This is a genomic window from Streptomyces sp. NPDC056160 (assembly GCF_042268205.1).
GTDB lineage: Bacteria > Actinomycetota > Actinomycetes > Streptomycetales > Streptomycetaceae > Streptomyces.
Genome location: NZ_JBHJUW010000197.1, coordinates 1 through 12,178 on the forward strand (window position 1 = coordinate 1; position 12,178 = coordinate 12,178).

Genomic DNA, 12,178 nt, shown 5'->3' on the forward strand with positions numbered 1-12,178 from the left:
GTTCCGCAACGCTACGAACCAGCGCCTACGCACACGCTGCGTCACCACCCGCCGAGCCCGCGGACACCTCCGCACCGCTCAACTTTGAAGACCCGGCATACGTGCAGGGCGTGTCCACCCGCAGCGTGGACGACCTGGTCAAGGCCCTCGGCGGGGACACCGGGATCTCCAAGAGCGAGGTCTCCCGGATCTGCGGCGACCTCGACGTAGAGCTGAACGTGTTCCGCACCCGGCCCCTGGACCACATCCGCTTCCCCTACGTCTACCTCGACGCCACTGAGGGGCCTCGCATTTTCCGGACAGGCTACTGACCGTCTATTTCACGCGGCGATTCGCAACTTCTCGTACTCGGCGTGGACTTCGCGCGGAGGGCGGTAACCTACCGCCGAGTGGAGGCGTTTACGATTGTACCAGAATTCGATGTAGCGAGTGATGCCCTGCCGGGCGGCCTCGCGTGTCAGGTAAGTCACGCGTGATACACGCTCGTTCTTCAGGGCGCCGAAGAATGACTCGGCCATAGCGTTGATGCCCCTATGGATGTCAAGCGGCGTCTCGGGCTGGTTCCGTGCGGTCTGCCACGGTGGCCTTGGGGACGATGAGTCGGTAGATCTCTCGTGCGACGTACCGTTTGAGGCGGCGGATGATTTCGCGGCGGGTCTTGCCCTCGGCGAGGCGTCGGCGCATGTAGTCCTGGGTACGGTTTTCCCAGCGTAGGCGACTGAGGATGATCCGGAAGAGGGCGGCGTTGGCCTGGCGGTCACCGCCTCGGTTGAGCCGGCGGCGCTGGGTCTTGCCGGAGGAGGCCTCGACCGGGCTGGTGCCGCACAAGGCGGCGAAGGATGCTTCGTTGCCGAGGCGTTCGGGGTTGTCCCCAGCAGCGATGAGCAGGGCCGCGGCGCTGTCCAAACCGACACCGTTCACCTCGAGCAGTCCAGGAGTGCTCGCCGTGATCGCTTCGGCTATCCGCCCAGTAAGGTCGTTGACCTCCTCAGTCAGGCTCTGGATGCGGCGCGCCAGCAGTTTCAAGGTGTGCCGCGCGGCCCCTGCCGGCCCGGAAATCTCCGACCCCGTGAGTGCCGCGCACTGCTGGAACAGCTTCGGGTTGCTCAGCCCGGCCAGAGACTCGCGAAGTTCGGCGTCCGCGCAGACCAGGATGCTCTTGAGCTGGTTGATGGCCTGGGTGCGGGATTTGATCGCGGACGCTTTGGCCAGTTTGAACAGCCGCAGCATCTCCACCGGGCCGTCGCTCGTCTTCGCTGTGGCCGTGGCCCGGCCGGACAGCACGGCGCGGGCGGCGGCTTCGGCATCGACGGCGTCGCTCTTGCCGTGGCGCCGTCGGGCCGCCTTGTCGGGCTGGTTGACCTCGGTCACCTCGATACCTTCGGTGCGCAGGTGCCGTGTCAGAGCGGCTCCGTAGGAACCGGTGCACTCGATACCGGCGCGTCGCAGCAAGCCGAACGAGCGGGCCCAGGAAACGAGTTGACGATATCCCTCAGCAGTCGCCGGGAAGGTACGGCCATCCAAAGTGACGCCGAGTGTGGTGATGACGGCCGCGGCGTGGACGTCCTTGTGGGTATCGACACCGAGCAGGACTTCCCCGGCGGCGTCGGCCGGGATGTGACACGGGGCAGCGGACTGCGTGATGCTGGGCAAGGTCGCCTGTCTCCTGATCGCCTCGGGTGCGGGTGGCCGTCGCCGGGCCGGGGCGGTCAAGACTGTGACGGTGCCTGTCGCGAAGGCCCCTATCGGGACACATCCCCTGCCCGGCGGCAGCGAGTACCGCTCCAGGCAGTGGCCGACAGATCAACGCAAAGGCAACAACGCCAGTCGAAACACGGGTCAGGCCACCGCCCGAAGCGGCACCTGATCATCCTCACAGTCGAAACAAGATCCGACTCTGTCCATGGACTGCACGACGGCCAGCTTGCGGCCCGCACCAAGGGCATCGGCCACGGCCGCTCGGAGATCCGTCGGATCGAGGTCGCCACTGTGAACTACCTCCTCTTCCCCGGGGCTCGCCAGGCCGTCCAGATCAAGCGCCGCCACACCGATCACAAGACGGGCAAGACCACCGTCAAGACGGTCTACGCCGTCACCAGCCTGACCGCCGAGCAGGCCACCCCGGCCCAGCTCGCCCGGCTCGTCCGCGGCCACTGGACGATCGAGGCCCTGCACCGCGTCCGCGATACCACCTTCGCCGGGGACGCCTCGCAAGTGCGGACCGGAAACGCGCCCCGCGCGATGGCCACCTGGCGCAACCTCGCCATCGGCGCCCTACGGGCAGCCGGAACGAAGAACCTCGCGGTCGGCCTGCGCCGCAACCCCGCGACCCCGACCGACCCCTCGCGCTCCTCGGCCTCGGATGATCACAAACCGGGCGGCACGCGACTGCGTCGAAACCCTGGCCCCTACAGGCTCTCGGCCTCACCTGACGAACCTGGACAGATCGCGATCATGCAATGACGCTGGCGACGATATGACTTCGACACTCGCATCCTCGCAGGTCACGATAATTTTCTGCTACCGGGGTGTCAGAAGCCCAACTCCACTGAATACCCAGGGCTGAACGGCATTCCGGTCAGCGGACGAGACCGGGCAAGTCCATGTCGATGTCGAAAGGGACCGAAGTCTTCATCCGATCGCGGCTGATACCGGTGGCTACGTAGGCGTGGGTGGTGTCGTCCAGCTCGTACGTGTGGATGACGGGGAGGCTGCTTTCCTCCTCGACACGCCAGTAGTGCCGAATACCCGCTTGCGCGTACTTGAACGGCTTCAGCGACCGGTCGCGGTCGGCGGACTCGTCCGAGACGACTTCGATGGCGAGGGCGACCTGGTCGGGGAGGTAGTACGTACGGTTCGGGTCGTACGGGGCCGTGACAGCGAGGACGTCGGGCTCGGGCCGGTTCTTCTCGTTCAGCTTGACCGTCATCTCCCGGTCGATCACGAATCCCTCGGGAGCCTGATGGTCCAGTGCGGTCGTGAGCCGGGTGACGACGCGGGCGTGCCAGGACCGCTGCGGGGACATCATGAAGATCAGCGCTCCATCGATCAGCTCGGTGTGTCGTGGGAGGTCGGGTGCGTTGTCGAGGTCATCGGCCTCCCAACCACTCGGCCGAGGCGGCAGCATCCAGGGCGGAAGCGCGTCCCATGCGGTCGTCATCGTGTCCTCCTTCGGGCGCCCCGACCAGCTTAATCCTTCAGTTCCGCGTGGCGGCGGTGCGGGCAACGGTGCGGGCTGCGACGAGAGCGGCAACGGGGTCGGCTGTGGCGGGGGCGCAGGGCCACCATCGGGCGGTGGAGCCGCGGCCTTCGCGGATGCAGGGATGCCATCGGCCGTCGGGGCCGAGGCGGATCTGGATGCCCTCGTCATCGGCGGTGAGACGGTTGCGCCAGACGCGCACCCGCACGGTGCCCGCGGTGTCGTCTTCGCTCTCCGCGTTGTCGGGGTCGGAGAGGGCGGCGCGAGCGGCGGCCATGGCGGCGGAGTCGGGGGTGAAAGGCGCTCGGGCGACGGCGACGCCGGCGGGGCCGCCGTGGCGCTGGGCGCGGACAAGGAGGGCGAAGTCGAGTGGAGACAGACCGGTGGCGCGTACGAGCTGGTGGAACCAGTGCTCGCCGACACCGCTCGCGGCGAGGCGTACGGCGTCGTCGAGTGGGGTGCAGATGAGGGAGGCGGTGTGCCCGGCCGCGAGGGCGCGGGCGCGCTGAGCGGTGTCCCGGATGAGGGCTTCGAGGTCGTCGAGGGTGAAAGGGGCGTCGGGCGGGGGCGTGGTGGTGAGGGGGGAAAGAGCCGACCCGAAATCGGTGGGGTCGGCGGGCGCTTCCTCGGCTCCCTCGGTCTGTGGGGCGGGCGGGGTGAAGAGGCCGTTGAAGGAGGCGAACGCGTCGCGGGCGGGGACGCCCCGGCCGTGGGGTGTGCCGCCGGTTTCGGGTGCGGCGCCGGTGCGGGTCTGGCGGCGGGTGCGCAGCGCGGCGAGGACGGCGTCCTTGGTGCGGCCACGGAGGGTAAAGAGCCAGAAGGGGTCGTCGTCGAGGTGGGCGGCGGTGGCGTAGCACAGGGCGGCGGCGTGTTTGCAGGGGTAGCCCCAGTCGGGGCAGGAGCACTCGGGGTCGAGTTCGCTCGCCTCCGGCAGCAGCGGAGCGCCGGCGGTGCGGGCGTCGTCGACCAGGTCCGCGGGCATCTCGCCGTCGAGGAGGGCGGCGGTGCGCCCGGCCCGGGCGGCGATGGCGTCGAGGAGGGTGTCCCACTGGGCATCGGTGAGGACACGCAGGCGCACCGCGGCGTCGTACGGCCAGGGGGCGCTGCCCTCGACCTCGGCGCGCAGCACGCCGGGGGTGACGGTGACCGGGCCGACCATGCCCTTGCGGGCGTAGGTGCGGCCGCGCGAGAGGCGGCCGGAATCGAGGGTGGAGGCCTCCAGGGCGTCCACCCAGGCCTGCCCCCACCAGGTGGCGGCGAAGGCGCGGCTGCCGGTACGGGGAGCCTTGCGGGCGGGGGTCATGCCTCGAACTCCTTGGAGAGCGCGACGAGTTCGGCGAGGTCGGCGTCGGAGAGTTCGGTCAGGGCGGCCTCGCCGGAGGCCACGACCTGGTCCGCGAGGGCGCGCTTGGCGCCGAGCAGGCGGGCGACCCTGTCTTCGACGGTGCCCTGCGTGGTGAGCCGGTGGACCTGGACGGGGCGGTCCTGGCCGATGCGGTAGGCACGGTCGGTGGCCTGGTCCTCGACGGCGGGGTTCCACCAGCGGTCGTAGTGGATCACGTGGGTGGCGCGGGTGAGGTTGAGGCCGGTGCCGGCGGCCTTCAGGGAAAGCAGGAAGACGGGGAACTCGCCCTGCTGGAAGGCGGCGACCATCTCCTCGCGCCGGGGGACAGCTGTGGCGCCGTGCAGGTAGCGGGCGCGCACGCCGCGGTCGGCGAAGTGCCGCTGAAGGAGCTTACCCATCTGCGTGTACTGGGTGAAGACCAGGGCGCCCTCGCCTTCTGCCACCACCGTGTCGAGCAGTTCGTCGAGGAGTTCCAGCTTGCCGGAGCGGCCGGGCAGCGGGCCTGCCTCGCGCAGGTAGTGGGCGGGGTGGTTGCAGATCTGTTTGAGCGCGGTGAGGAGTTTGAGTACCAGACCGCGGCGGGCGATGCCGTCCGCCTTCTCGATGAGGGCCATCGCCTCGCGCACCTGCGCCTCGTACAGGGCGGCCTGCTCGCGGGTGAGGGCGACGGGATGGTCGGTCTCGGTCTTGGCCGGAAGCTCGGGGGCGATGCCGGGGTCCACCTTGCGGCGGCGCAGCAGGAACGGGCGGGTGAGACGGGTGAGTTGCTCGGCGGCCTGCCGGGCCTGTTCGGCGGTCTCCGCGTCGTCGCCCGCGCCCAGCGCGCCGCGCTCGATGGCTTTGGCGAAACGGTCACGGAAGGCGGACAGCGGGCCGAGCAGGCCGGGTGTGGTCCAGTCGAGCAGGGCCCACAGCTCGGAGAGGTTGTTCTCCACCGGGGTGCCGGTGAGCGCGACGCGGGCGCGGGCGGGCAGGGCGCGCAGTTCGCGGGCGGTGGTGGCGTACGGGTTCTTGACGTGCTGGGCCTCGTCGGCGGCGATCAGCGACCACTTCATGGCGGCGAGCCGCTCCCGGTCGCGGCGCAGCACACCGTAGGTGACCAGGACGAGTTCGTTCCCGGCGAGGTGGTCCAGGGTGCGCTCGCCGCCGTGGTAGCGGCGTACCGGCACGGTAGGGGTGAAGCGGGCGGCCTCGCGCTGCCAGTTGCCGAGCAGTGAGGCCGGGCAGACCACGAGGGTGGGGCCCGCGGTGTCGGGCTGCTCCTGGCGGTGCAGATGGAGGGCGAGCAGCGTGACGGTCTTGCCGAGGCCCATGTCGTCGGCGAGTACGCCGCCGAGGGTCAGGCGGGTCATGTCCGCGAGCCAGGCCAGGCCCCGTTGCTGGTAGCCGCGCAGGGTGGCGGTCAGGCCTTGCGGTGCACGGACCAGCGCGCGGCCCTCGGGGGCGCGCAGCCGGGCGACCAGCTCACCGAAGGCGCCGGCCGCCTCCACCTCCACGCGCTCGCTGTCCCATTCCACTTCTCCGGTCAGCACCGCCTGGAGTGCGTCCAACGGGGCGAGTTCCCGGCCGCGCCGGCGTTTGAGGCGGGCCACGAGTTTCGGGTCGGCGACCACCCACTGGTCGCGCAGCTTGACCAGCGGGCGGCGGGCCTCGGCGAGCTGGTCGAGTTCGGTCTCGGTGAGCTTCTCACCGCCGAGCGCGACCTGCCAGGAGAAGTCGAGCAGGGCGTCGCGGCCCAGCAGGGTGTCCGTGGTCGCGCCAGGCGCGGTGGCCGCCCCGATCTCCGCCCTGACTTCGAAGGACTTGACCAGCTCACGCGGCCAGTGCACCCGTACGCCCGCCGAATGCAGCGCGTCGGTGGCGTCCCCCAGCAGCTCCATGGCCTCCTCGTCGTCGAGCCGCAGCGCGCTGGGGGCGGCCTCGGCGAGCAGGCGAGTCAGCGGTTGCCAGGCGCGGGCGGCGCGGCGCAGCGCGAGCAGCGCTTCTTCCTCCACGCGCGGACCGAGCAGATGCTGCGCGCGAACCGGGTCGGCCCACAGCTCGGCAGCGTCCAGAACCAGGGACGGGTCGGCCGCGGTGCGAAGCTGCAGCACCGCATGGAAGACGCGGCGCCGCCCGGCCGGGAGCTCGACCCGCAGTTCCACACTGATCTGCGCGGCCCGCTCGGCCGCGGTCTCGGCTGCCCACTGGGCCAGGCGCGGATGCAGGACGGTCGCACGGTCGGCGTAGGGATTGCCGGGCACGGCCCGGCCGGCGGCCGGGGGGCGCGGCAGAGCATCCGCGAGCGCGTCGCAGAACTCCCTTACCAGAGCAGTCGGTTCGGCGATTCGTACGGTCTTCTCGCCCGCCGTGGGAGCGGGGAGGTTGTGGGCGTACGGCGGCAGGGCGGCGGCCAGCGCGTCCAGGTCCCGCTTGCCGCTCGCACCGGGCGGCCCGAAGCGCCAGGTGGTGTATGTGTCGGAGGTCAGCGCCGGATACAGGCGTCCCTCGCCCAGCAGCCGCAGGCCGCAGCGGGCGACTGCTGCCCACGCGACGAGCGACGGATGGACGCCGCTCCCGGGCAGATCGAGCAGGAGGGCGAGCGCGGCGCCCGGGCCGAGGGCCCACCCTTCGACGGTGCGGGTGCGCACCCCGGCGCCGTGCGGCAGGACCAGCTCCAGCCGAACCCGCTCCACCGCCTCCGGCGCGGCGGCCTGGGCAGGCACGCGGCGGGCGTCGGCGGCGGGCCGGTAGAGCACCAGGCGGCCGAGCCGGGCCGGCTGTCCCGGCTCGGCAGGGGCGAACACGGCCGCCCAGCCGTCGGCGACGAGGTACTCGCAGGCCCAGGCGGTGGCAGCGGGGTCGGCGAGCGGTGCGGCTTCGGCGCCGGTCTCCCTCACAAGCAGACTCACTTGGCGCTCCCCGCCTTGAACGCGGCCTTCCGCAGTCGCTTGGCCAGGGACTTGTCGACGGGTTTGACAGCATCGGCCAGCGCGCCGAGCACCTCGCCGGCGTGCGGGTGGCCGGCCCGCCACAGGTCGTCTGCGCGCTCGGCCAGCTGATCGAGCGGGCGCCTGCCCTCCTCGGGGCCAGTCAGCAGCCGTTCGCGCAGCAGCTGCTCCCCCGCCCCGGCGAACGGCAGCACACCGTCCACCAGCATCCACTCCAGGCCCCACGCGGCCTCTCCCTCGGCAGGCTCGCCGATCCGGCGCAGCATGGAAGCCGCTGCGTGGGCGCAGCCGGTGACCTTCGAGAGGGCTGCCTTGCGCAGCACCGACTTCGCCCGCCCGGTGCGGTCCGCCTCCAGTACGGCGGCCAGCACCCGCGGGGCCTGAAGCCGGCGCAGGGCGTCGGCCGGCTCCGTACCGTCGCAGGCGTCCACCACCTGGACAGCCGCGTCCACGGCGGAACGAGCCGCCAGCCAGCCTGCCACCTCCGTCGCCACGTCTGTCTCGGAGGGATACGAGCCGAGCGCGGCCAGCAGTGCGCGGGCGTCCGCCTGGGCGAACGAGCCGATCACCGGTGCCGGGGCGCCCGCCGCCACCAGCAGCGCGCGCAGACCGGAGCGGCCCAGCGCGGTGAGCCGGAAGCGGCCGGCGGACGGCGTGCCCCCCCGTGCCGCCGTCGGGCCCGTCGAGCAGCAGGGTGAACACGGCGTCCGTCGGCAAAGGCTCGTGGCCCTCGCGTTCGGCGGCGCCGAACAGCTCCAGAGTCCCGGCGGTGTCGTGGTACTGGTCGATGAGGAGCGCCGAGACCAGTCGCCGGGCCGGGCCTTCGGGCAGCCCTTCCATGCCGTCGGTGAGGAAGCCGGCGACGTCCAGCCACTCCCCGTCGGGCAGCCCGTACGCCGCGATCAGCATCAAGAACACCAGCGGCGGGGCGTCCTCGGCCAGCTCCCGCAGCGGCTGCAGCCCGCCCAGCAACTCGTCCAACGCGGGGAAGGAGAGGCAGAGTTCGACCGCCGCGCCCGCCACCGCTTCCTGCCAGACAGACAGGAGCGCCGCGTCGTCGTCCTGGTCCGGCAGTTCGTCGCCGGCGTACGCCCGGTTGCCCTCCACCTCGACGAAACCACAGTTCAGCGCCCAGTCCCAGGGCAGAGCCAGCGGCTCCATGTCAGTCGCGCTGCGGACCTTCGCCAGCCGCGCGGCCCGCTCCTGGGCATCACTCCACCCGTCGGAGGCGGCGCGCCACAGTTCGGCCTCCTCCACGGCCTGCCGGGCGAGCTTCGGCCGCAGCACCCCCGTCGGGGTCAGCTCCCGCCCGCCCGTCTCCCGCCACCGCCCTTCTGCGGAAGCCCTTCGGGACCCTCGTTCTCCGCCGCACCAGTGCCCGAGCCGCACCGCCGCCATGAAGGCGGGCACCTCGTGCACCATGCGGGCCAGCTCCGCCTCACCGGGCAGCCGCACGGCCGGCAACCGCAGGCCCATGGCGCCCAGGACATCGGACAGCGACACCTCGTCGTCCGGCTCGTCGTCTTCGGCGAACGGTCCCGCGCCTCCGGGCAGCGGGTGCAGGGCACCGCACTCGCACCGGTACATCCCCGGCGGAGCCTGGCGCCCGCCCGGCCCGCGGTGCCTCTTGCGCTTTGTGCCCACCGCCCCGCGCAGCGGCACCTGCGCGAGCCGGCCGGTGAGCTCGGCGGGGTCGAAGGCGGCCGGGTCGAAGCCCTCCTCGTACAGGCGTACCAGCGCCTCGTCGTGCAGCCCGTCGTCGTACTCCGCCCCCTCCTCACCGCCGTGTCGGACGACCACGGGGCTCGGCCGCTCCCCGTCCGCGTACCGCTCCAGCAGCCCGGCCAGCCCCCACACACCGCCGAGGTCCTCCGCGCCGGGCATAGCCATGCGCCCACCCGCGCACACGGCGTGCTTCCCCTCACCCTCCGTCGGAGAGCGCACCGCCTCCACCGTGATCCGGTGCAGCCAGTCGTCGCCGAAGTCGTATGTATAGTCCATGCGGTCGCCGATGCCCGGCAGGACATCCGCGAGGACGGCCTCCTCCTCGTCGAAGACCTGGATGTCGAGGTCCTCCGGAGGGGCGTACCGCCCGCCGGAGCGGTCCTCGAAGGCGTGCAGGTGCATGTCCTCCCAGCCGAACGCCACCTGGATCACATCGTGTAGTGAGCCCAGGGCGATGTCCGAAGGCACCACCAGCCGTCGCCACACCGGAGGTTTCATCCCCACCAGAGCGATCTTGAGCTGGTGGACGAAAGCAGTGCGCTCCCGGGAGCTGCGCTGAGCGGTCATGGCTGAGGGCTTCCCACTCGTCGGAGGCGTACGCGTCGGGACACCCGTAAAGCGCCGCCGTACGCCAAACGGCTGACCCGGCCATTCTTGCAGTTCTGAGCCATCGGCCCGGCCGCCGGGCGAAATTCCCCCAGTCGACTTGCGCACCAACCACACCTCGTGCTTCAGCTCCGGTCCCGGCCCGCACGGCGCCCGATCCTGGCAAAGTACTGATCACTGATTCCGCCGGCGAAGTCGAGATCAGGCTGCGGCTACGGTCGCCAGCCCAAGGCCGAGGCGGAGTCGGTGGACTCGGGTGGGCGGGCGGCCGGGCCGTCCGCCATGTCGCCGAGATTCCGGGCATTCCGGAGAACGAGGTACTCATCGGCTCCGCCGGCGTCACCGGGCGTCCGCTGCCCACGGACACCACCCGTACGTGCTCGGGCAGTTACCGGCTTACCAGCGCAGGGTGCGTCGGGCGCGCCCTGCCGGAGCGGCCCGGTGTGACCCGGGGGCCGGTCCTGCCGACCGTGCGCTGGGAGAGTCGCTGCAGTACACCGGGTCAGCGCGCATGGAGCTGCCCGGTGGTGGGGACATCGAGGACGAAGATGTGGCCGATGTCCGCGCTCGGGTAGCCGTAGTCGATGTTCTTCGGCTGCCCCAGGCCGACGCGGTGGTGCGATCAGGCGGCTGGAGCCAGGACTTCACCGACATCCCGTGCCGTGCCGGTGACCTGACCCTGGGGGTGCTGGGCCTGGGGCGCATCGCCCGGACCCTGACCCGCATCGCCGCACCTGTCTTCGGCCGCATCATCGCGCACGACCCACACGCCACCGACTGGCCCGACGGCGCCGACAGAACCGACCTGGACACCCTCGTCGCCGACTCCGGCATCCTCTCCCTGCACGTCCCGTCCACACCGCAGACCCGGGGCATCGTCAACGCCGAGCTGCTGACCCGACTGGTGTACTCCCGCCGCGGATCCGCGCCGGGCCGGCGTGGGCTACGGCAGGTTCCGGGCCACCACGATGCGCTGGATCTGGTTGGTCCCTTCGTAGATCTGGGTGCTTTACAGGTCATACGGCTGTGACCTGCATGAAAGGCCCCTTCACAGGGGGTCTCCCCAGGATTTCCCCAGGATCACTGGGCAGCGGAAAGCCCCCGCCATGCGCCACGGGGGAAGCACACGACGGGGGCCGACGAAGGACCGCTCAGGCGGTCAAGCCGGGGTCGAAGTACCCTGGTGTTCGGAACAGGCCCATGAAGGTGCCGGGGCCATGCCGTTCGTCCAGCCACGTTCCCAGCGCCGTCACGTCGCCGCTGATGATGGCCGCGAGGAGGCGCGTGTGACACTCGCTCTCTTCCCCGGGGGCGAACTCCTCAAGGAAGTGTGCGTACCGGCGATTGACGCCCCTCTCGTAGCCACTCAAGGCCGCCGCGTATCGGGTCTGCTCTTCGCTCCCCAGCGGCCCGGCCGCGTGCCCGGTGTCATCCTCCGTCAGTGTCCCCGTCACGTCTCGGAACGCCAGTGCGCCGAGAGGGCCTGAAGGCTCGGCCACGCCGAAGCGTTCTGCCGTCTGCCGGGTGATGGAGCGCGCCTCCTTGTCGCACGCGCCTTCCATGACGATTCCGAGGTTCCGCGTGTGGTGACTTCCGCGCCGGTCGGCAGCCGAGTAGGACTGACCGCCTGTGCGGCGGTAGTTGATTCCGTACTGAGTGCGGACAGGCATTCCCGCCACTTCCACATACCGCCGACGCGAGCCGTAGTGAAGGCAGTCATGCGCGTACGCCCGGAGTAGATCGAGAAGAGCCAGCTCGGGACGCTCGGGATTCCGGCGCTCCATAGGCCCGTACATGGTGATGACGGCCACCATCTGAAGATGCCGGTATCCCTGGTCTGGATGGTGGAATCCACCGAAGGCACCGACCCGCGAGGATTCGCAGCCGACCAAAACACGGTCAAGCGGCAACATCTGCACCAGGCCGTATCTGAGGTTCCCCCGCAGTGCGGGAGTGGCTGACTAGCTGGTCAGAGCAGGTTGACGTGGTTTCAGTTTCACTTGTTCGGTCGCTGCCTGGTCGGCGTAGTGCTTCTCCTCGTACTCGATCGGGCTGAGGTAGCCGAGCCGTTTCTGGATGCGGGGTTGTAGAAGCCGTCGATGTACTCGAAGAGCGCGAGGTTCGCTTCGGCCCTGGTGGCAAAGACGCGGCCGCGGATGCACTCGGTCTTGATGACCATCCACAGGTTCTCCGCCAGGGCATTGTCGAACGAGTCGCCGACCGAGCCCATGGACGCCTGGATACCGGCCCTGACCAGGCGGGTTGTGAGCTTCACGGACGTGTACTGACCGGATTCAAGCGGTCGTTGCAACACCGGCTTGTTGAATCAACTGTAGCTGCTCGTTGAGTGCTTCGGCGGGTGTCTTCCAACCG

At 70.6% G+C, this 12,178-nt stretch carries 10 protein-coding genes and 2 pseudogenes; 3 read left to right on the forward strand and 9 right to left on the reverse strand.

The window, feature by feature from the left end; translation table 11 throughout:
• Positions 1-95: 95 nt before the first annotated feature.
• A pseudogene (locus ACFC02_RS38850) lies at positions 96-278 on the forward strand (transposase); the annotation flags it as partial.
• A 42-nt stretch (positions 279-320) separates the two neighbouring features.
• On the opposite strand, the gene ACFC02_RS38855 reads toward ACFC02_RS38850, so the two are convergent.
• Together ACFC02_RS38855 and ACFC02_RS38860 are read right to left on the reverse strand one after the other, a co-directional pair.
• Positions 321-518 carry an IS3 family transposase gene (locus tag ACFC02_RS38855; RefSeq protein ID WP_376367115.1) on the reverse strand — a complete coding sequence of 66 codons (198 nt, stop codon included), beginning with the start codon at positions 516-518 and terminating at the stop codon, positions 321-323.
• Between the two features lie 22 nt (positions 519-540).
• Positions 541-1,653 (reverse strand): IS110 family transposase, encoded by a 1,113-nt coding sequence (locus tag ACFC02_RS38860; RefSeq protein ID WP_376367117.1) that lies wholly within the window; start codon positions 1,651-1,653, stop codon positions 541-543.
• A gap of 336 nt (positions 1,654-1,989) precedes the next feature.
• On the opposite strand from ACFC02_RS38860, the gene ACFC02_RS38865 reads away from it, so the two are divergent.
• Positions 1,990-2,463, forward strand: coding sequence for a transposase (locus tag ACFC02_RS38865; RefSeq protein WP_376367119.1), 474 nt, complete (start codon positions 1,990-1,992; stop codon positions 2,461-2,463).
• 115 nt (positions 2,464-2,578) lie between these two features.
• On the opposite strand, the gene ACFC02_RS38870 is transcribed toward ACFC02_RS38865, so the two are convergent.
• From ACFC02_RS38870 to ACFC02_RS38890, 5 genes and pseudogenes are all read right to left on the reverse strand, one after another.
• On the reverse strand, positions 2,579-3,160 hold the full coding sequence (locus tag ACFC02_RS38870; RefSeq protein ID WP_376367121.1) for a Uma2 family endonuclease: 582 nt from the start codon (positions 3,158-3,160) through the stop codon (positions 2,579-2,581).
• Positions 3,161-3,197: 37 nt separating this feature from the next.
• A complete protein-coding gene (locus ACFC02_RS38875) occupies positions 3,198-4,502 on the reverse strand; it encodes an SWIM zinc finger family protein (RefSeq protein WP_376367123.1) in 1,305 nt (434 codons plus the stop codon).
• On the reverse strand, positions 4,499-7,435 hold the full coding sequence (locus ACFC02_RS38880) for a DEAD/DEAH box helicase (protein WP_376367130.1): 2,937 nt from the start codon (positions 7,433-7,435) through the stop codon (positions 4,499-4,501). The genes ACFC02_RS38875 and ACFC02_RS38880 overlap by 4 nt, the downstream gene beginning before the upstream one ends.
• The gene (locus ACFC02_RS38885; protein WP_376367131.1) at positions 7,432-8,043 is read right to left on the reverse strand and encodes a hypothetical protein; all 612 of its coding nucleotides are present in this window, start codon (positions 8,041-8,043) and stop codon (positions 7,432-7,434) included. Before ACFC02_RS38885 ends, ACFC02_RS38880 begins: the two co-directional genes overlap by 4 nt.
• A 1,180-nt stretch (positions 8,044-9,223) precedes the next feature.
• Positions 9,224-9,766, reverse strand: a pseudogene (locus tag ACFC02_RS38890) (plasmid pRiA4b ORF-3 family protein); the annotation flags it as partial.
• Positions 9,767-10,316: 550 nt separating this feature from the next.
• Here ACFC02_RS38890 and ACFC02_RS38895 point away from each other — a divergent pair.
• The gene (locus ACFC02_RS38895; RefSeq protein WP_376367125.1) at positions 10,317-10,835 is read left to right on the forward strand and encodes an NAD(P)-dependent oxidoreductase; all 519 of its coding nucleotides are present in this window, start codon (positions 10,317-10,319) and stop codon (positions 10,833-10,835) included.
• Between the two features lie 121 nt (positions 10,836-10,956).
• Here the strand turns inward: ACFC02_RS38895 and ACFC02_RS38900 are convergent, their stop codons facing one another.
• On the reverse strand, positions 10,957-11,616 hold the full coding sequence (locus ACFC02_RS38900) for a hypothetical protein (RefSeq protein ID WP_376367126.1): 660 nt from the start codon (positions 11,614-11,616) through the stop codon (positions 10,957-10,959).
• Between the two features lie 185 nt (positions 11,617-11,801).
• A complete protein-coding gene (locus ACFC02_RS38905; RefSeq protein WP_376367128.1) occupies positions 11,802-12,080 on the reverse strand; it encodes an IS3 family transposase in 279 nt (92 codons plus the stop codon).
• Between the last annotated feature and the right edge of the window lie 98 nt (positions 12,081-12,178).

Coding starts and splice junctions, on each gene's coding strand:
- ACFC02_RS38855 (WP_376367115.1), bottom strand. CDS start 518: ATGGCCGAGTCATTCTTCGGCGCCCTGAAGAACGAGCGTGTATCACGC.
- ACFC02_RS38895 (WP_376367125.1), top strand. CDS start 10,317: ATGGAGCTGCCCGGTGGTGGGGACATCGAGGACGAAGATGTGGCCGAT.
- ACFC02_RS38870 (WP_376367121.1), bottom strand. CDS start 3,160: ATGACGACCGCATGGGACGCGCTTCCGCCCTGGATGCTGCCGCCTCGG.
- ACFC02_RS38875 (WP_376367123.1), bottom strand. CDS start 4,502: ATGACCCCCGCCCGCAAGGCTCCCCGTACCGGCAGCCGCGCCTTCGCC.